At 40.4% G+C, this 18604-nt stretch carries 18 protein-coding genes, 1 tRNA gene and 1 pseudogene; 8 read left to right on the top strand and 12 right to left on the bottom strand.

Annotation, left to right across the window (positions count from 1 at the left end; genetic code table 11):
* The coding region (dnaE, locus tag N2257_07610; GenBank protein MCX7794249.1) for a DNA polymerase III subunit alpha at nucleotides 1-1390 on the bottom strand (1390 nt) is incomplete at its 3' end.
* Between the two features lie 160 nt (nucleotides 1391-1550).
* On the opposite strand from dnaE, the gene N2257_07605 reads away from it, so the two are divergent.
* The gene (locus N2257_07605) at nucleotides 1551-1979 is read left to right on the top strand and encodes a DUF488 domain-containing protein (protein ID MCX7794248.1); all 429 of its coding nucleotides are present in this window, start codon (nucleotides 1551-1553) and stop codon (nucleotides 1977-1979) included.
* A 10-nt stretch (nucleotides 1980-1989) separates the two neighbouring features.
* Here N2257_07605 and N2257_07600 read toward each other — a convergent pair whose 3' ends face one another.
* Nucleotides 1990-2391, bottom strand: coding sequence for a HEPN domain-containing protein (locus tag N2257_07600; protein ID MCX7794247.1), 402 nt, complete (start codon nucleotides 2389-2391; stop codon nucleotides 1990-1992).
* Nucleotides 2363-2713, bottom strand: coding sequence for a nucleotidyltransferase domain-containing protein (locus tag N2257_07595; GenBank protein MCX7794246.1), 351 nt, complete (start codon nucleotides 2711-2713; stop codon nucleotides 2363-2365). The genes N2257_07600 and N2257_07595 overlap by 29 nt, the downstream gene beginning before the upstream one ends.
* Nucleotides 2714-2793: 80 nt before the next feature.
* On the opposite strand from N2257_07595, the gene N2257_07590 reads away from it, so the two are divergent.
* Nucleotides 2794-3264 (top strand): hypothetical protein, encoded by a 471-nt coding sequence (locus N2257_07590; protein MCX7794245.1) that lies wholly within the window; start codon nucleotides 2794-2796, stop codon nucleotides 3262-3264.
* A 215-nt stretch (nucleotides 3265-3479) separates the two neighbouring features.
* Here the strand turns inward: N2257_07590 and gatA are convergent, their stop codons facing one another.
* From gatA to N2257_07575, 3 genes are read right to left on the bottom strand one after another with little or no spacing between them, the layout of a single operon-like run.
* Complete coding sequence (gene gatA, locus N2257_07585; protein MCX7794244.1) at nucleotides 3480-4946, bottom strand: Asp-tRNA(Asn)/Glu-tRNA(Gln) amidotransferase subunit GatA; 1467 nt, start codon at nucleotides 4944-4946, stop codon at nucleotides 3480-3482.
* A 2-nt stretch (nucleotides 4947-4948) separates the two neighbouring features.
* The gene (locus N2257_07580; GenBank protein MCX7794243.1) at nucleotides 4949-6253 is read right to left on the bottom strand and encodes a UDP-glucose/GDP-mannose dehydrogenase family protein; all 1305 of its coding nucleotides are present in this window, start codon (nucleotides 6251-6253) and stop codon (nucleotides 4949-4951) included.
* Nucleotides 6254-6288: 35 nt separating this feature from the next.
* A complete protein-coding gene (locus tag N2257_07575) occupies nucleotides 6289-6912 on the bottom strand; it encodes an L-threonylcarbamoyladenylate synthase (GenBank protein MCX7794242.1) in 624 nt (207 codons plus the stop codon).
* A gap of 144 nt (nucleotides 6913-7056) precedes the next feature.
* Between N2257_07575 and N2257_07570 the strand changes: the two genes are divergently transcribed.
* A complete protein-coding gene (locus N2257_07570) occupies nucleotides 7057-7362 on the top strand; it encodes an RNA-binding protein (GenBank protein MCX7794241.1) in 306 nt (101 codons plus the stop codon).
* On the opposite strand, the gene N2257_07565 is transcribed toward N2257_07570, so the two are convergent.
* The 3 genes from N2257_07565 to N2257_07555 form a co-directional block, all read right to left on the bottom strand.
* The gene (locus tag N2257_07565; GenBank protein MCX7794240.1) at nucleotides 7328-8206 is read right to left on the bottom strand and encodes an ARMT1-like domain-containing protein; all 879 of its coding nucleotides are present in this window, start codon (nucleotides 8204-8206) and stop codon (nucleotides 7328-7330) included. The two genes, N2257_07570 and N2257_07565, sit on opposite strands and share 35 nt — an antisense overlap.
* Nucleotides 8190-8414, bottom strand: a complete 225-nt coding sequence (locus tag N2257_07560; protein ID MCX7794239.1) for a heavy-metal-associated domain-containing protein — start codon at nucleotides 8412-8414, stop codon at nucleotides 8190-8192. Before N2257_07560 ends, N2257_07565 begins: the two co-directional genes overlap by 17 nt.
* Nucleotides 8415-8463: 49 nt before the next feature.
* Nucleotides 8464-8561 (bottom strand) — tRNA-Sec (locus tag N2257_07555).
* A 182-nt stretch (nucleotides 8562-8743) separates the two neighbouring features.
* Here N2257_07555 and N2257_07550 point away from each other — a divergent pair.
* The 5 genes from N2257_07550 (at nucleotide 8744) to N2257_07530 (ending at nucleotide 16975) form a co-directional block, all read left to right on the top strand.
* The gene (locus N2257_07550; GenBank protein MCX7794238.1) at nucleotides 8744-11278 is read left to right on the top strand and encodes a TIGR03960 family B12-binding radical SAM protein; all 2535 of its coding nucleotides are present in this window, start codon (nucleotides 8744-8746) and stop codon (nucleotides 11276-11278) included.
* A gap of 2 nt (nucleotides 11279-11280) precedes the next feature.
* Nucleotides 11281-12819, top strand: a complete 1539-nt coding sequence (locus N2257_07545; protein ID MCX7794237.1) for an Rne/Rng family ribonuclease — start codon at nucleotides 11281-11283, stop codon at nucleotides 12817-12819.
* Nucleotides 12820-12823: 4 nt separating this feature from the next.
* Nucleotides 12824-13648, top strand: coding sequence for an ATP-dependent sacrificial sulfur transferase LarE (gene larE / locus N2257_07540; protein ID MCX7794236.1), 825 nt, complete (start codon nucleotides 12824-12826; stop codon nucleotides 13646-13648).
* A gap of 76 nt (nucleotides 13649-13724) precedes the next feature.
* Nucleotides 13725-15737, top strand: coding sequence for a hypothetical protein (locus tag N2257_07535; GenBank protein ID MCX7794235.1), 2013 nt, complete (start codon nucleotides 13725-13727; stop codon nucleotides 15735-15737).
* A 329-nt stretch (nucleotides 15738-16066) separates the two neighbouring features.
* Nucleotides 16067-16975 (top strand): fibronectin type III domain-containing protein, encoded by a 909-nt coding sequence (locus N2257_07530; protein ID MCX7794234.1) that lies wholly within the window; start codon nucleotides 16067-16069, stop codon nucleotides 16973-16975.
* A gap of 310 nt (nucleotides 16976-17285) precedes the next feature.
* On the opposite strand, the gene N2257_07525 is transcribed toward N2257_07530, so the two are convergent.
* From N2257_07525 to N2257_07515, 3 genes and pseudogenes are all read right to left on the bottom strand, one after another.
* The gene (locus N2257_07525) at nucleotides 17286-18101 is read right to left on the bottom strand and encodes a DUF4115 domain-containing protein (protein MCX7794233.1); all 816 of its coding nucleotides are present in this window, start codon (nucleotides 18099-18101) and stop codon (nucleotides 17286-17288) included.
* A gap of 51 nt (nucleotides 18102-18152) precedes the next feature.
* Nucleotides 18153-18482 carry a pyridoxal-phosphate dependent enzyme gene (locus N2257_07520; GenBank protein MCX7794232.1) on the bottom strand — a complete coding sequence of 110 codons (330 nt, stop codon included), beginning with the start codon at nucleotides 18480-18482 and terminating at the stop codon, nucleotides 18153-18155.
* Between the two features lie 32 nt (nucleotides 18483-18514).
* Nucleotides 18515-18604: pseudogene (locus N2257_07515) on the bottom strand (hypothetical protein).

Here is an 18604-nt window from a genome sequence, read left to right as displayed (position 1 = left end):
TTGCTATCCTGTCCACTTCCTGATAGGGCATACCAAGAACCCTTCCAACATCCCTGACAGCAGCCCTTGATGCCATTGTTCCGAAGGTTATTATCTGGGCTACCTGGTCTTTACCGTATTTTTCCTGAACATATTGAATCACCTCTTCACGCCTGTCCCTGCAGAAATCAACATCTATATCAGGCATGCTTACACGTTCAGGATTTAGAAATCTCTCAAAAAGCAGATTATATTTAATAGGATCTATCTCTGTTATACCGAGTGTCCAGGCTACAAGACTGCCAGCAGCAGAACCCCTTCCGGGTCCTACAGGTATGCCTCTTTCTTTAGCAAATTTTATAAAGTCCCAGACAATAAGAAAATAAGATGCATAGCCCATCTTTTTAATCATTTTAAGCTCATCCCTGAGTCTGTTACTGTAAGCCTGAGGTATGGTACCGGCCTCTTTGAATCTTTCTTTAAGACCGCTTTGAGCTAGCCTCTCAAGGTATTCTTCTGGACTGAGACCCTCTGGTGTCTTATATTCAGGCAGCAGGAAGGCACCTAGCTCAAGTATAAGATTACACCTTTCAGCAATCAGGAGAGTATTCTTAATTGCCTCCGGAATAGAGGCAAAATCTCTTTTTATCTCCTCAGGAGATTTAAAATAAAATTGGTCTGTCTCAAACCTCATTCTGTCCGGGTCCTTCAGTGTTTTATTGGTCTGGATACAGAGAAGAATCTCATGGGCCTTTGCATCTTCCTTTCTCAAATAATGGCAATCATTAGTCGCAACTATCCCGAGATGAACATCTTGGGCAAGCTCATAAAGTTTTCTATTCAGTTCAGCCTGCTCAGGAATACCATTTGCCTGGAGTTCAAGATAAAAATTTTCTGGCCCGAAGATATTTTTGTAATAAAGCGCCCTCCTTCTTGCTCCATCAATATCTCCTTTTAGAAGAAGAAAGGGAATCTCCCCCTTCATGCAGGAACTGAGGGCAATGAGACCACCTGAATACTGCTCAAGAAGGTCGTTGTCAATCCTTGGCTTATAGTAGAATCCTTCAAGGTGAGCAAGACTAACAAGCCTCAGAAGATTCTTATAACCCGAGATATCCCTCGCAAGAAGTATAAGATGAAAGGCATACTCCCCATTCTCTGCCTTTTTCTTATTAAACCTGCTATCAGGCGCCACATAGACCTCACAGCCAATTATTGGCTTTATTCCAGCCTTTGAGGCTTTTTGGTAGAATTCTATTGCTCCAAAGATATTTCCGTGGTCAGTGATAGCGAGCGCAGGCAGCCTGTACTCCACAGCCTTCTCTATGAGCTCATTGATTTTTATTGCTCCATCAAGAAGGCTGTATTCTGTATGAAGATGCAAGGGGACATAATCTGAATGGCTTCGCATATATAAATAATACAGGATATAGAGTACAAAACTCAAATTGTCATTATAGGTCTTTCAAGAATTAAAAATCTTAATTGTTTATTTGCCCAATCATTATAATTAACATATTAACTTAGAAATAAATCCTCTGTCATTTTACAGACATGTTATCATAATCTGTATGTCTCAAAAAATCGTATATACCCTTGGCACTGACAGGCGGTCAGAAGAAGATTTCATTGAGATACTTAATGCCCATGATATAGAATGCGTGATTGATGTAAGAAGATTCCCTACAAGTAAACTAAGCCAGTTTAAAAGAGAAAATTTTGAGGATTTTTTAAAGGCAGATGGTTTCCGTTATTATTTCATGGGTGAGGGTCTTGGAGGTTACAGAAAGGGTGGATATCCAGCCTATATTTTGACAGAAGAATTTCTTAATGCACTGCAGGATCTTCTGAAAGTGATAGAGACCTGTCCATCTGTCATTGTTTGTTCTGAAAAATTTCCCTGGAAGTGCCACAGAAGATGGATTGCAAGAGAATTAAGAAGAAGGGGTTGGAAGGTTATCCATATAATTGAAAAAGACAGACTGTGGATACCTGATTAAGCTGAACTCCTCAGATAACTTTCTCTTTTTCAAGATATTCCCTGCTTTTCCTTAAAAACTCTGTTGCCTCTGCTATAGCAGTCTCAGCAGTTTCCCTGTCTGTGTAAGAAAAAACCTCGTAATCTCCGCTCTCCCTATCATCCTTGAGATTTGCAAGATACTTGCCGAGATTCCTGTCAAACTTACCCGTCTTTACAAAAAGGAGTCCGAAAAGGGTCACTACACCTTTATGGGTCTCTGCCCTTTGTCCTTCACTAAGAAGAAGTGCCTGGGCTGCATGATAGACAGCATAATATGCCCTTGATACAGCATCTTCATAATCTTCAGACAGAAAAAGCTTCTTTGCCACTGCCAGTTTCTTTTCAGCTTTTTCCAGATAGCCCTTAATTAATTCCCTTATCGCTTGTTCCAAGCCTGACCCCTTCTAAAAGCACATTCTTAATAAAGGGAGTTGGAATTGCCTTCAATCTATTGAATTCCTTTTCAGTAAATATCTTTAAAGAGACCAGTCTGCCTGTTTCAAGCAATATATCCATAACAATGTCATAAAGACGGTCCATAAGGTCTCTATCCTTTTTTTTAAGAACAAGGAGGATATCATAATCCGAATCAGGTCTCCAGTCCTCTCTGCTTCTGGAACCGAAAAGATAAATATCCACAATATTGTCTCTTAACGAATGAAGGCCTGAAAGGAATTTTTCAATAACAGGGTCCTGTTTTATTGATACTTTCATAGGGATAGTATAACATAGTATTTAATTCCAAGATTAAAGAGGTCCCGTTCAGGAAAATACCTCACTGAAAGGGAAGCACTATGGAAAATCTTTTAAAGAAGGTTAACCACGCCAATCTTCTCAAAGAAAAAATAGAGTGGATTATTCTAAAAAATAGAGATTTCTCAAAACTTCTTAAAGGGTTAAGAGACAATATTCAGAGTAGTATTAGTTTTAGGCATGCCATAGGCATATCAAAAATCTGTGCTGCCTGCGGTGCTGAAAAGAAAGACTGCTGCGGAAAGGGTATTGAGCTGAGATACACTCCGGAACTTCTTGCACTGAATATATTTTTTGGTGTAAATATTCCAGCAAGGAGAAGATTTTCCGATTCATGCTACTTTTTATCAGAAAAAGGTTGTATTCTTCTTGTCAGAGATGTATTCTGCATCAACTTCCTCTGTAGTAAAATAAAAGATTCCATCCCACTGGATAATTTAAAAAGACTCTGGGAGCTGGAAGGACTTGAAACAGAGATCATCTTTAAGGTTACTGAATTTCTAAAAAATTAAAAGCAGGCTTGTTTGGAAATTTATAATTCTTTTTAAATCTTCTGCATCTTTATGACCACTCAGGTGCTCGATTATTCACAAAGCCAAACCTTTTATTCTTACTTATAGTATGAGCCTAAGATTGAGAATGATATCACTTAGGTAACTGTAATCACAAATTTTTACCATGTAAGTTTTCATTGAATCTCGGGACAAGCATTCTTTTTCGTTAATGCTCAGTCTGTAAATTTCAAATCAGGTTTTTTTCTATGCCACTCTGTTGCCTGCTCATAGGCATGAGCTACCTGAAGAATGGTTTCTTCGTCAAAATGTCTTCCTATTATCTGTAAACCAATAGGAAGGCCCTCTGAGCTGAATCCACAGGGTATTGAGATAGCTGGTACTCCCGCAAGATTAACAGAGATGGTGAAGATGTCGCTCAGATACATCTGAAGGGGATCTGATATCTTTTCTCCTATTTTAAAGGCTGGAGTTGGTGAGGTTGGTGTTACTATAACATCTACCTTTCTGAAGGCATCTTCAAAATCTTTTTTAATTAATGTCCTAACCTGCTGGGCCTTTCTGTAATAGGCTTCATAGTATCCTGATGAAAGGGCATAGGTACCAAGCATTATCCTTCTCTTCACCTCATCACCAAAACCCTCTGAACGTGTTTTCATGTACATATCTATTAAATCATCTCCTTTTATTCTCAATCCATATTTTACACCGTCATATCTTGCAAGATTTGATGATGCCTCTGAGGTAGCAAGGATATAATATGTGGCTACTGCATAGCCTGTATGGGGGAGGGATATATTAATAACCTGAGCTCCTATTCCTTCAAGCATTCTTACAGCAGAAATCACAGCATCCTTAACCTCCCTGTCAGTACCTTCAATAAAATATTCTTCAGGAATTCCTATTCTTATACCCTTTATATCCTTTCCAAGCAATGATGTAAAGTCCTTTGGAGGATAGGGTGCTGAGGTTGAATCCTTTGGATCATGACCTGAAATGAAATTCATAATGAGCGCTGAATCATAAACAGTCTTTGTTATTGGTCCTATCTGGTCTAAGGAGGAGGCAAAGGCCACAAGTCCGTACCTCGAGACCATTCCATAGGTTGGCTTTAATCCCACAACTCCGCAGAGTGCAGCAGGCTGTCTTATAGAACCACCTGTGTCCGAGCCAAGGGCTGCAATACATTCCTCTGCAGCAACTGCTGCTGCTGAACCACCGCTGCTACCACCCGGGATACGGCTCAGATCCCATGGGTTTTTTGTGACATAGAAAGCAGAGTTTTCAGTTGACGAGCCCATAACGAACTCATCCATATTGGTTTTACCTGTTAGTATATATCCTGCTTCTTTAAGCCTCCAGGTTACAGTGCTTTCGTATACTGGAATGAAGTTTTCAAGTATTCTTGAAGCACAGGTAGTTCTTATTCCAGAGGTACATATATTATCCTTTATGGCAATGGGAATACCTGTAAGAGGGGTTGCCTTTCCTTTGAGTATGAGCTTTTCCGCTGCCTCTGCTAATCTTTCTGCCTCTTCATGGGTTACGGTAATATAGGCCTTGATATGGGGTTCTATATTTTCAATTCTCTTAAAAACATGGTGTACAATCTCTGAAGGCTTAATCTCCTTTTTTTGGAGCATGCCTGCCAGGGTCTTTATATCGAGGCTAAAAAGCTCCATTTTTAAATACTCCTTCCAACAGAATAATAAACAAAGCCCATCTCCTTCATCTTTTTCGGTTCATAGATATTCCTGAGATCAAAGAAATGCCTTCCTTTCATGAGAGATTTAATTCTTTCAAGATCAAGATTCCGGAACTCGTTCCATTCAGTAATAATCACGAGTGCATCTGCACCAGTAGCTGCATCGTAGGGATCCTCAGCATAGAAAATATCAGGAAATAAGGTCTTCATATCATTTATAGCAGCAGGATCAAAGGCTCTAAGATTTGCCCCAAGTTTCTTGAGTTCATTGATTATGTAAATGGATGGTGCTTCCCTTATGTCATTGGTATTTGGTTTGAATGAAAGCCCAAGTATTGCAATGGTACTGCCTTTAAGATCTCCAAGACCGGATACAATCTTTCTTACCATTCTTTCACGCTGGGATGAATTTACCTTTACAGCAGCCTTTACAATATTCAGCTCCTCTCCGTGCTCTTCCGCAATCTTTATTAAGGCAAGGGTATCTTTTGGAAAGCATGAGCCACCGTAACCGGGACCTGGGTGAAGGAACTTTGAGCCTATCCGCTGATCAAGTCCCATTCCCTTTGCAACCATGTGAACATCAGCACCAACCTTCTCGCACAAATTGGCTATTTCATTTATAAAAGAAATTTTTACAGCAAGAAAAGAATTTGATGCGTACTTTATTAATTCTGCTGTTTCTATATTCGTTATCACAAAAGGTGTTTCAATAAGATAAAGGGGTCTGTAGAGGTCTTTCATGATAGCAATTGCCTCGGGGCTTTCAGCTCCTATGACAACCCTGTTTGGTCTCATGAAGTCCTCTATTGCTGAGCCTTCCCTGAGAAATTCCGGATTTGAGACTATATCAAATCTATGCTGCTCTGTAAGATTCTCTGAAATGATTTTTTTCAGTCTTTCTCCTGTTCCTACAGGTACTGTGCTCTTTGTCACGATAACCTTATATCCATTCATATTTCTTGCAATCTGTCTTGCCACGTCTTCCACGTAGCTTAGGTCTGCCGAGCCATCTCCTCTGGGAGGGGTTCCAACAGCAATAAATATTACAAGGGTATCTCTTACAGCATCAGCAATATCTGTAGAGAATTTGAGCCTTCCATTCCTGATATTTTTATTTACTAAGCTCTCAAGTCCTGGTTCAAAGAAAGGTATAATACCCTTTTTTAGGGCCTCTATCTTTAAGGGATCCTTATCCACACAGGTAACATAAACTCCGAATTCTGCAAAGCATGCACCTGTTACAAGACCGACATAACCTGTTCCTATAATACCTATATGCAAGATGACCTCCCGGAGATTTCTTTTTAAGAAATATATTATACATTAAACTGCTCGATCGCTTCTTTAGGTATGGCTCCTTCTCTGAGAATTTTAATCCTGCCCTCTTCAAAATCCACAATGGTTGAAGGTTTACCGTATATCCTGCCTCCATCAATAAGAAGATCTATACCTTCTGGAAAATATTTTTTTATCTCTTCTGAATCAGTTGCAGGAGGTAATCCTGAGGGATTTGCACTTGTAGAGGTTATGATGAGTCCCTTTTTTCTGACAAGCTCAAGGGCAAAGGATTGACCTGGTATTCTTATTGCTATCTTTCCCGTTCCACCTGTTAACAATTCTGAAATGAAGGGTTTTGCCTTAAAAACAATGGTTAATGGTCCGGGCCAGAACTTTTCAGCAAGCTTCATTAACTGATAAGGAATGTCTTCCACTATCTCCATGACGCTATGAATAGAACCTGCAACAAGCAAAATTCCCTTTGTCTCTGGTCTGCCTTTGAGTCTAATTATTCTATCTATAGCATCTTTATGATCATATAGAGCTCCCAGACCATAAATTGTCTCAGTTGGATAAGCGATGATTCCTGAATTCTTAAGACAGCTGAAGGCTTTTTCAATAGCATATTCCATGCCTGTTTCTTTAATTTTTATAACTTCCATTCTATCACCTCTTGACAATTCAGAGCCCTTTCCATCATAGTTATTGTATAGCAGTTAAGGTTATTCTGGAAATAGGTTTTAAGATTGTGCCTTTGCACACACCAGGGCATTGCCCTGGAATTTTATTTTTAGGAGGATGTACCTGTGAGTAACAAGCTGTTCGTAGGAAATGTATCTTTCAGGGCTTCAGAGGATGACCTCAAGGACCTTTTTACAAAGGCAGGAGAGGTTTTATCTGCTAAGCTCGTGAAAGACCCGGCAACGGGAAGATCAAAGGGTTTTGGCTTTGTGGAGATGGCAAATTCAGCAGATGCTGACAAAGCCATTCAGATGTTCAATGGCAGCAATTTCATGGAAAGGAACCTTGTTGTTGATAAGGCTAAACCCCGCCAGCCCCAGAGAGGTTCAAGGAACCTTAGGCAGAGATCTGAGAGGAGGAGAGAATCATAGAGCCCACTGGCAGTCCAAGTGCCTTTGAGACAACCTCACATTTAGACTGAAAGAGAAAGAATATATTTTTTGATTTTATTTCTCTGTTAACAATAGAGGCATTCAGGGTTTCAAAGTTGCCCTGGCCTTTACTGATAATGAGTGGTGTTTTCTCAAAGGTCTTCCTGAAGGCAGGAGAACAGAATTCCAGTATTGTGCCTATGGCATCTGAACCATTGTCCATAATGTCTGTTAATCTGCTCAGTCCGGTCTCCTCAGCATCAGTGATTGTACAATCATTAAGCACAGGAGCTGCCTTTACAACTGCTATTGTCTTCTTACCCATGCTCTTGAGAACCTCTATTAAAATTCTGTCAAAAACTATCTCACCAGCATTGTCAAGAAGATAAAGGATTTCCCTTGCTGAGGAGACCTCCTTTCTGAATAAATCAAAATGGTCAATGGCAAGTCCTCCATTTATTGCCTTATGTATTGTGCTCTCGATATCAATAGCGGTATAGATTCCAAAATCAATAACATTACCGGCTATTGCCAGCCTGGTTGCGGTCCATAGGGGATCGCTGCTTCTCTCAACCATGCTTCTGAGTTCAGGATAAAGGGAAAGGGCTATCTGATTATACTCCCTTTTTACTTCCCTGAATGGATCTCTTTTTAATATCTCTCTAATTCTTTTATGAATGAATGTGGTTGTCCATGCAGGTGGTTTTGAAAGATCAGTAAGCTTTATTTCATCACTTACAGCATAAAGGACCTCCTTCTGGAGGGCTTCATCTGCCTGAGAAAGTTTAAGGGCTATAACTGTCTGCTTAAGGAAGCAGGGAAAACAATCAAGCGTTGTCTTCATTTAACTTATATCCTAGTTTCTCTATGCTATCCTTTGTTAGTTTAAGAAGTTCCTCTTCCTTTATCAAAGAATCATTAAATTTTATCTCTATCCTTCCGCTCTCTGTCTCTATTGATTCTACTCCAGGCATTCTTCCTATGAATCTTCTCAGAGCAATAGAACATTCCTCGCAGAATTCCTTCTGAACATTGAGCAGTAACCTTTTCATCATACACCTTTTTCTGAATAACTCATCCTGTAATACTCTGACCTGTGTATGGCGGGAGCGTATGGGAATCGAACCCACCTTCCCCGCTTGTGGCAGGGAACACTGGATTTGAAGTCCAGGGGGGACACCAGAACCCCTGACGCTCCCTGAGGGTCAGAACAGTTTTTATTTTAACATAAACCTGTTTTACTCTTTTTAATCCAGAGAAGTCTACAAGCAAAATTACTTATTATAATTAATTCTCGCATAAAGGACTATTCAAAATAATGATAGAAATCGTCAATATATAAATCTAATCTGGAAATTCCTCGATATGTTATTCTATAAAAATGAACCTTCTCAGATTTCAAAAACCCAGCAGGTACATAAACAGGGAATGGAACAGCCTTTACAGGTATGGAGAAATAAAAGTAGCCCTTGCCTTCCCAGATGTTTATGAAATAGGCATGTCCCATCTTGGATTAAGGATTCTTTATGACATTCTTAATTCGATTGAAGGAGTCTCAGCAGAACGGGTATTTGCTCCATGGCCAGATATGGAGGATTATTTAAGGAAAAATGGTATTCCGCTCTCAAGCCTCGAAAGCAAAAGACCTCTTAAAGAGTTTGATATAATTGGTTTTAGCCTCCAGTATGAGCTGTCAATCACCACTGTTCTTAGAATGCTAGACCTCAGCGGTATCCCGGTGCTCAGAGAAGAAAGAAGAGGACTTCCAATAGTTATTGCTGGAGGACCCTGTACTGTAAACCCTGCTCCCTATAACCGCTTCTTTGATGCCCTTTTCATAGGAGAGGCAGAGCACTCAATAAAAGAACTCGTGACAACTTTTAAGGAATGGAAAATAAATGGCGATGGGCAAAGAGAGAGTCTCTTAAAAGCAATCTCTCAGATAGAAGGTTTCTATGTCCCTGGAATCAATTCTTCCGCAAGAAGGGTTTTTATAGATGACCTTAACAATGCTCCCTACCCTGTAAGACCGGTAATAGCCCATCAGGCAGTTCATGACAGGCTAAATATTGAGATATCAAGAGGATGTCCTAAAGGTTGCAGGTTCTGTCAGGCAGGAATGATCTACAGACCTGTAAGGGAAAGAAGTGTAGAGAGGATCCTCGAGATAGCTGAAAAAAGTCTTTCCTTTACAGGCTACGAAGAGGTGTCTTTCACCTCTCTGAGCGCCGGAGATTACAGTCAACTTTTTATCCTTTTTCAGGAATTTACCAGGAGATTTGGTAGAAATCATGTTGCCCTTTCCCTTCCATCCTTAAGGGTTGGTGCTTTGAGAAAAGAGATATTAAGGTTATTAAAATCAGAGAGAAAGACGGGCTTCACAATTGCTCCAGAGGCAGGCACAGAAAGACTCAGGGCTGTTATTAATAAAGATTTCAGTGATGAGGATTACGAAAGGGCACTTAGAGAGCTCTTTGAAGAAGGATGGCTGAACCTTAAACTTTACTTTATGATAGGACTTCCAAAAGAAACCATGGAAGATCTCGAGGGAATTATAAAAATGTCCCTTAAAGCCCTTAGCACCGCAAAGAGATTCACAAGGAGGTTTGTAAACATAAGTGTGAGCATTTCTCCTTTTATACCTAAACCGCATACACCCTTCCAGTGGCTTGGCCAGCTCGGACTTGATGAACTGAAGGAAAGGAATAATTATCTGAAAGAAAGATTGAAGAAAAAGGGTATTAATTACAGGGAGCACAATCCTGAGATGAGCCTTGTTGAGGCTATTATATCAAGGGGTGACGAGAAGATCGGGGAGCTTATATTTAATGTCTGGAGACTCGGAGCAGGTCTTGAGGCATGGAGTGAATTCTTCGATTTTACAAAATGGATTGAGGCAATGCATATTACCGGAATAGATGGTATAGCTGTGGCAACATCACATTATGGACCAGAAAAAGAGTTTCCATGGGATAGGATAGATACAGGTATAGAAAAAAGCTTTCTTTTGAAAGAATATAAAAAGGCACTAGAGGAAAAAAAGACACCAGGATGTGACAGGCTCTGTTCTGCCTGCGGTATAGAGTCAGCATTCAGATGTCAGACCTTGAAGCAAAAATCTTTCTCAGCGCTTCAGACTCCTTACTCTACTGTTCACATTCCAAGCTACACTCTCAATTCTCCAGACTTCAGCATTTCTTCTTCACCCTCCATGCTCAGGATACGTGCCGAGTTTTCAAAAACTGGTGAGCTTAAGTACCTAAGTCATTTAGAAATGCTCAGGCTTATTGAAAGGGCTTTGAGAAGAGCAAAAATACCACTTATTTATACAGAGGGATTTCATCCAGCTCCAAAGATATCCTTTGGTCCAGCACTGCCAGTGGGTGTGGAAGGCTTAAGAGAATACTTTGACATGATTGTGGATTCCTGTATAATTAATTTAGATGAGCAGAGCGGAAAAACAGAGCAGCTAATAAGCAGAGAAAAAGATTCTTTCTCAAAAAAATGCTCTGCTCTAATTAAACATTGCTCAATTATAAACAGCCTTCTTCCTGAGGGAATAAAGGTGAATAAACTTTTTATTGTTCCAATGAAGATACCATCCTTAAGCTCTTTTATAAAGGGATATGAATATATTGTGAAAACCTCTTCTTCAGAATTGAGATTAAGACTCAGGGAGGGTCTTGAAAAAACCCTAATCAATGAACTCAAAGAATTCAATCTGTTAGACGATGGATTTAGACTTTTTCTTGTGGAAAGTGAACAGAGGAAGATAAAGATATTAGAATTATTAAAAACCATTCTTGATAAAGGAATGAATACGCAAGACCTTTACAATATTGAGATTATAAGAACAGGAATTTTTGGATTTATAAATGACATACCTGTAAGACCTGATGAAATGATATTAGAATAAAAATGCAGAATGAGATACTCATAAATTCTACAAAGGAGGAGATACGGGTTGCCCTTCTTGAAGGAGGTCAGATTGTTGAATTTTATGTTGAAAGAAGAAGAGGTGCGAGTCTCGTTGGTAATATTTATAAGGGAAGGATAGTAAAGGTATTACCTGGGATGCAATCTGCCTTTGTGGATATAGGACTTGAAAGAGCAGCCTTTCTGTATGTTGGAGATATAGTGATAATGGATGAAGTATCCACCCAGTTCAGTGAGCTTATGAATCATGAAGCTACACAGGGACACATAGAAGGCACAACCCAACTAAATGCACAGGAGGGTATCTACATAAAACCCCAGAAGGCATCCATCGATGAACTTATACAGGAAGGCCAGGAATTGCTTGTTCAGGTTGCAAAGGATCCCATAGGCACAAAAGGAGCGAGGGTAACAGCCCACATCACCATACCTGGAAGGTATGTTGTCTTTATGCCCACTATTGATCATATTGGTGTTTCAAGAAGGATTACTGATGAGTCAGAGAGGTCGAGACTGAAAGAGATTGCAGAAAGAATTAAGCCAAAAAATGGTGGAATAATTGTTAGAACAGCTTCCGAAGGATGCACTGAGGAAGAACTCAAAAGGGACCTTGAGTTCCTGCTAATGCTCTGGGACAATATACTCAAAAAGAGAGATTCCCAGGGAGCTCCCTTACTCCTTTACAGTGACCTTGACCTTGTGCTGAGAACTGTCAGGGACATGATGGGACAGAACATAGAAAGGATGATCATAGATTCAGAAGAGGATTATAACAGAGTAATGGATTTTGTCTCACTCTATTTTCCAAAACTTAAAGACAAAATAGAGCTTTATGACGGCCAGGAACCGCTTTTTGATGCCTTTGGTGTTGAGGTTGATATATCAAGGGCAATGGGTAGAAAGGTATGGCTCAAATCAGGCGGTTATATTGTTATTGACCAGACAGAGGCAATGACAGTTATAGATGTAAACACAGGAAAGTTCGTTGGAAAGGAATCCCTTGAGGAAACAGTACTCAAGACTAATCTTGAAGCAGTGAAAGAGATAGCCTATCAGATAAGATTGCGGAATCTCGGCGGAATAATAATCATTGATTTTATAGATATGGAAAAGCCTGAAAACAGGCAGAAGGTATTTAATGCCTTTGTAGAGATGCTAAAAAAAGACAGGGTCAAGAGTACAATACTGAACATTTCCGAACTCGGACTTATTCAGATGACCAGAAAAAGGGTAAGGGAGAGCATTACCCGCATACTCTGTGAACCCTGTCCTTATTGCGACGGCAGGGGATATGTGAAGACACCACGGACAGTATGTTATGAAGTATTCAGAAAGATAAGGAAGATCAGACCTTATATGTCAACAAAGTTGATAGTAAAGGTTAATCCACTTGTGGCAGAGCTATTAACTGATGAGGAAAGACAGGGCGTTGAGGAACTTGAAAACATTTTCAATATTAAGATTGTTGTGCAGGAAGATAGCAGATTCCATCAGGAGCATTTTGAGATAATCCAGATTTAAGAAGATGCAAGATGAGATAAATATCAGCTTCATTAAAGATGACCATCTAATAAAGAAATTTAAAAATCTTCTCGATATCCTTAAAGAGATCGAGAGCGCTATCCTCGCCTTTTCAGGCGGAGTGGACAGTAGCTTTCTTCTTAAGGCTTTAAAACTTTCAGGGATAAGATTTATTGCTGTTACCTCTGTATCTGATACCATGCCTGAAGAAGACCTCCTTATAGCCAGAAGGCTTGCAGAAGAACTTCAGATAAACCATATCCTGATTGAAGGCAGAGAGCTTTTAGATGAAGCATTCATTAAGAATGACAGAAGGAGATGCTTTTACTGCAAAAGCTCTCTCTTCAGAGAACTGATGGAGATCAAGGAAAGGCATGGATATAATTTTATCCTTGATGGTAGCACAATGGATGATCTTTCTGATTACAGGCCAGGACTTGAAGCAGCTAAGATGCTCGGTATAAGGAGTCCTTTAATAGAGGCAGGGCTTTATAAGGAAGAGATAAGAACCCTCAGCAGAGGACTCGGCCTTTCTACATGGAATAGACCTTCATCACCCTGTCTTTCATCAAGGATTCCCTACGGAACAAGGATAACACCTGAGAGACTTAAAAGAATAGGCCAGGCCGAAAGGGTCTTAAAGGCCTTGGGTTTTCAGGTAGTGAGGGTAAGGGATTACTGGCCAGTGGCAATGATAGAAATAACACAAGGAGAATTCATCAATATGCTTGAAAAAAGAGATGAGGTTATAAGAGGTATTAAATTAGCTGGATACACCACAGTAGGCATTGACCTCGAAGGTTACAGACAGGGCAAATTGAATGAATGAGCCCATAAATATGTAAGTGAATCCACTCAAAAGCTCAAAATCGATTTCATTCGCTAAGACAAAGGCAGGTGGTTTATTGGACAGAAATAGAGACCTTAAAGATGACAGATTACTTTATACAATGCCAGAGGCATCTGGTGTGGACATGGCGCTCAGTGAAGATGGTAATTATCTTTACATAGCTGATTACAATAAAGGGGAGGTGATTATACTGCAGATTGGACCTTCAGAGCTTTATATTGAGACAGAGGACCTTGAATTTCCTGATGTAAGGCTGAGGTGGAATCATTACTATCCAGCCTTAGGAGAGAAGCTACTGAGGCTGAGGGCGAGCAAGAGGCTTGAGGGAAGGGAAGTTAAATGTGAGGTTATAGAACCTCCTGGAGAAGGTGTGAAATGCATCTCTGCCAATCCTGTGCTCAGAAATGGAAGTGTAGAATTCAAGCTATCAGCACCAGTAGATATAACACCGCAGGTAATAAAACTGAAGTTTTCAGTAGACCTTGAAGGAGAGGAAGTATTAGCCTATGGAGACTACATAATAAAGAACAACTCAAACACTCTATTAAGAGAGGTGCTTGAGGGAGAGGCAGTATTTGTATATGATGCAAGCAGAGAAGAGACTCACAGGGGCATAACAGACCCAGGGGTCAGAGATGATGGAGAGAGGAGATTTGACTTTATTCAGGAGCTTCTAAACCAGGTAATCCCAAGAAAGAGGAGCATAAGGGATTACACCTTGATAGAAGAGGATGGAGTATATGGTCCTTCTACAGTGAAAGCACTATTTACTTTCAAAAACAGCTTTAACCTTAAAGTAAACACCAAAGCTGGTTCATATACTCAGGAAGTGTACAAAGACGATGACACCAGTGAGACATTCAGAAAACTCATGAAGGACTACGGAAAGCGTGACTCAGGCATGCTATGGCTTAAAGGTGGTATAGGAGAAGACAGCTGGCTTCACAAGATAATAGACAAAGACCCCCTCATAGGCAAAGAGCCCAGAACCCCAGAATCCACAGAGCCAGTCACAACAGCCAATGCCGACGCCCTGATAAACGGTACCACCGGCAACACCCGAAACGACACAGGCCTGTATGAGCTTTATAAGAATGTTGTGGAGAGGTTCAATAATTACATGATACGCCTTGCAGAAAGCTACAGACAGCATGCTGATCCAGCAAATACAGCAGATCGGTGGATAGCAAGAACCGGGCAAGAGCAGAGAGAATCCGTGTCTTATAGTTACGGCGGCCGACAGACCATCCGGCAGTTCAATGACACAGTATCAAGACATGGCGCCCCGAGCATGGCCGCATTCGCAGACAACGCAACATATCGCGGCTACCGAGGTAATGTAGGTGATGTGGAAGGTAATCTTGAGGAAGCATTCCCCCACGGCAATATTGGCGGTGGAAGGCTGAAATGGCCAGGGCTTATAGAGGATGAGTACTTTAACTGGTACAACAACACAGACAGAAGCGCAAATCACCACTACTATCATGGCCACTGGGCAGGCATAGACTGCATAGGCCTCACATTGCATGCACTGCGCTATGCAGACGAGCCTGGCAACTATGCAATTGACCAGATGCTGGCTGGAAGCGAAGACGCAGCCATCCCAGGCGTAACAATTGGCAGGGTTTGTATATCTGATGATTGCACCAGATTATCAGACATTCATAATACCAATGCTGGCACCAGCGCCTTGATGAACACCAATGTGCAGAGATTTTTCAACACACAAAACAGAGAACTGCTCTACTACTGGCCGCGGTCTGATGCAGGCACAAAGCTCATACATAAAGGCGATGTTATCCACTATGGCAGAACACACATATCCACAGTGCACTCTGACAAGCCCACCTGCACCACCACTGGAGCAGGCACACCAAACCAGCAAAACACCTGCACCTATGAGATTGTGCATGCGTATGGGGAAACTAATGCTGATATAGACGGCGACAGAGTAGCTGATGAATTTACGAGAAAGGTTTTGATTACACCGAATCGAGTTCGTCTCCCTGATGGAAGAATAAGCCTTGCGAATCCAACTGGCTTTGGGAGGATAAAATTATGGGATTGATGAAAAGAGCTTTTCTAACGATGTTTATGATAGGCATTTTTATATATGGGGCAGAAGCCGCGTGGGAAGGGCCGACTGATGTCGTCAGTTTAGGATGGGGAAGTCAAATAGACCAAGTTGCGATTAGATATGGGGATACTGAGGACTCTTTCCCAAACATTTTCAACGTAGATCAGAATGGCAACGTACTGATAGCTGATAGTGGGAATGTAAGGCTGCTGCTATTTTCTTCAACGGGCTCATTGATTAAAAGCATCGGGCCTGTTGGATTACCACTGGGGATTACGGGCTGGCCTTTGGGCTTTGAAATTTTCAGCAGTTCAAAAATATTGATTAAACGCGGCGATAGGTATCAGATTTATGATTATAACGGCAATTTAGTTAATCAATTCACAGGCGTTGCAAAATATGTCGATGAGATAACTGTGCTAGCTGACAATACAATTGTTGTTTATAAAAGTGATGAAAAGAAATTTTACCTCTACTCCCCCACCGGTCAGCTCATCAAGACCAGCACAGAGAGGCCGCTGGAGTTGGGGTGGGTGAGTTCAGTGCGTATTAATGGACATTATAAATCCATCGTTAAATATCCTGATATGGTCTATCAGATTATAGCTGATCAGCCGATTGTCAAGTACTATCGCGATATTAACCAGAATCTTTATCAAATAGAGACCTTTACAGAAACAGTAGGCGATGAAGAGATTATTTCCTATAAGGTCCACAAGTACAGCAGGTGCAGTAAGAAGGTATCTGTTCTGAACATGCCGCGCTCGCAATATGAGCCCATGCCACCTGAGATGAGCGATATGCCAACATGTAAGCCGAGACCGATAATTGAGTATGGAGAGCCGCTCGTAGCGCCGAATGGAGATGTCTATGCGTGGGCAAGGACAAAGACACATTATAAGATTTTAAAATGGACATGGGTAGATGAGCCAGATACAGCAGCAGATGTACCTGATGCACCTGAAGCATTAAAGGTAACAGCCACAGAAAGGGGGCTAATGCTGAGCTGGAAGGCATCACCACAGGACCCTGGTTGTGTAACAGGCTATGAGATAGAAAGGTCAGCTACATCTTCAACCGGATATACAAAAATAGCAGACAGGGGCAAGGGAGTACTGAGGTATGAAGACACAACAGTTGAGAAAGGACAGGTTTATTACTACAGGGTACGAGCCATGTATAAAACAGCTCCATCAGGATACTCAAATGAGGCAAACGGAAGGAGATGAAGGAATATAACGATATATAATGGTATTTATCAGAACGAAGAATATGCCTACATGAGCAAACTTATTAAGACAGATTTATTGCAAAAATGTGTATTTCTTAATTGTGCAGAGAATCTGTCTGAAATCATAAATTAAAAGTTTAATTAAAACCTCTAGAGTTTCATTTGCTGGCTTTCTTAATAGATATTGTCAGTGATAAAAACTAAAGATTGTATAGATAGAAAAAATTTGAACTAATAATGAGAATATTCCTTATTCACAAGTGTAATGATATCAAATGAAAATATGGTAAAATAAACATCCTTGTTATTCAAGGCAAACTGACAATCTTGACTTCACCAGATTTTCCCGGAGAATCTATATCTTTACCATTAAGATTTAATTTTATTCCACCGGCATTACCTATGGTGAGCTTGAAGCCCTTTCTGGATGTATATTTAACTGAATCACCAGGTTTCATAGTAATATCATAAGTTCCTTCTTCTGATTCTACTTTAAGCCATGTTAATTCCTGAGCAGTAATCCTGAGTGTATAACCTTCATCATTACCCAATGAAGGTAAAGCTTTGGCAGGTGAAGTAGAAATATTTTTTATTTCCTTTTTCGCCTGACCCTGGATTTCCTCCTGATGAGGAGCAGGAAGATTCATAGATGTTTCTCTATTTTCTGAAGGTGCGATAATGACTGACGGTGAAGTGGGTGGTACAGGTAAAATCTCTTTTTTTTGTTTTTTGAATACAGAGAATAAAACAATTCCCAATATGGTAAAAATAACTATTACAATTAAAAGATTTGGCTTAATAACAGGTGTCTTTTCTCCTATGCTGAGATTCTCTGAAACAATTTTACTTTCAGATATTTTATTTTCAGAGGGTGAAGGAGCAGACAATTCAGAAGACTGAATTCTCAAGGCCTTAAATTTTTCAATAAGTGCCTCTGGCTCAAGTCCTAAATAGATAGCATAAGATCTGATATAGCCTATGGTATAAACATCAGCAGGAAAGATATCAAATTTTTCCTCTTCAATCGCCCTAAGAAAAGAGACCTTTATCTTAAGGTCAGAAGCAACCTTCTCCAGGGATATACCTTTCGCAAGCCTTTTTTCTTTAAGAATACCCCCTATCATTGCTTGAATAATATACTAAAATGCCATAAAAGTTCAATACTTTCTCAATATTTATTCGAACAGTCCTGTGCTCAGATATCTCTCCCCTCTGTCAGGTAAGATTACAACAATCTTTTTTCCTCTTCCCAACCTCTTTGCAATTTTAAGGGCAGCCCACATGGCAGCGCCAGAGGATACACCTGCAAGAATACCTTCTATTTTTGCAAGTTTTTTTGTCATCTCCTCTGCGTCTTCATCAGTGACAGGTATAATCTCATCATAGATCTTAGTATTAAGCACGCCAGGGAAAAAACCTGCTCCAATACCTGGTATCCTGTGTTTTCCAGGTTTACCTCCTGAAAGAACAGGAGAGCCCGCTGGCTCAACAGCAACAATAAGCACATCCCTTTTTCTTTCCTAATGCATAATTTGGGATAACCAGGATTATCTCTCAAAAATAGAATGGCAAGTAAAAACATAACAATAGGACCTACTAACCAGTTTTGTATTAGAGAAAGCAGAAG

It is taken from the genome of Thermodesulfovibrionales bacterium (assembly GCA_026417875.1).
Lineage (GTDB): Bacteria > Nitrospirota > Thermodesulfovibrionia > Thermodesulfovibrionales > CALJEL01 > CALJEL01.
Note: the sequence above shows the minus strand (reverse complement) of the source record. Positions and strands in the feature narration are given on the sequence as shown.

Bases quoted from the DNA above. Each gene is read 5' to 3' on its own strand.
- N2257_07605 (MCX7794248.1), top strand. From the start codon at position 1,551: ATGTCTCAAAAAATCGTATATACCCTTGGCACTGACAGGCGGTCAGAA.
- N2257_07595 (MCX7794246.1), bottom strand. From the start codon at position 2,713: ATGAAAGTATCAATAAAACAGGACCCTGTTATTGAAAAATTCCTTTCA.
- N2257_07590 (MCX7794245.1), top strand. From the start codon at position 2,794: ATGGAAAATCTTTTAAAGAAGGTTAACCACGCCAATCTTCTCAAAGAA.
- gatA (MCX7794244.1), bottom strand. From the start codon at position 4,946: ATGGAGCTTTTTAGCCTCGATATAAAGACCCTGGCAGGCATGCTCCAA.
- N2257_07575 (MCX7794242.1), bottom strand. From the start codon at position 6,912: ATGGAAGTTATAAAAATTAAAGAAACAGGCATGGAATATGCTATTGAA.
- N2257_07565 (MCX7794240.1), bottom strand. From the start codon at position 8,206: ATGAAGACAACGCTTGATTGTTTTCCCTGCTTCCTTAAGCAGACAGTT.
- N2257_07560 (MCX7794239.1), bottom strand. From the start codon at position 8,414: ATGAAAAGGTTACTGCTCAATGTTCAGAAGGAATTCTGCGAGGAATGT.
- N2257_07550 (MCX7794238.1), top strand. From the start codon at position 8,744: ATGAACCTTCTCAGATTTCAAAAACCCAGCAGGTACATAAACAGGGAA.
- N2257_07545 (MCX7794237.1), top strand. From the start codon at position 11,281: ATGCAGAATGAGATACTCATAAATTCTACAAAGGAGGAGATACGGGTT.
- larE (MCX7794236.1), top strand. From the start codon at position 12,824: ATGCAAGATGAGATAAATATCAGCTTCATTAAAGATGACCATCTAATA.
- N2257_07525 (MCX7794233.1), bottom strand. From the start codon at position 18,101: ATGATAGGGGGTATTCTTAAAGAAAAAAGGCTTGCGAAAGGTATATCC.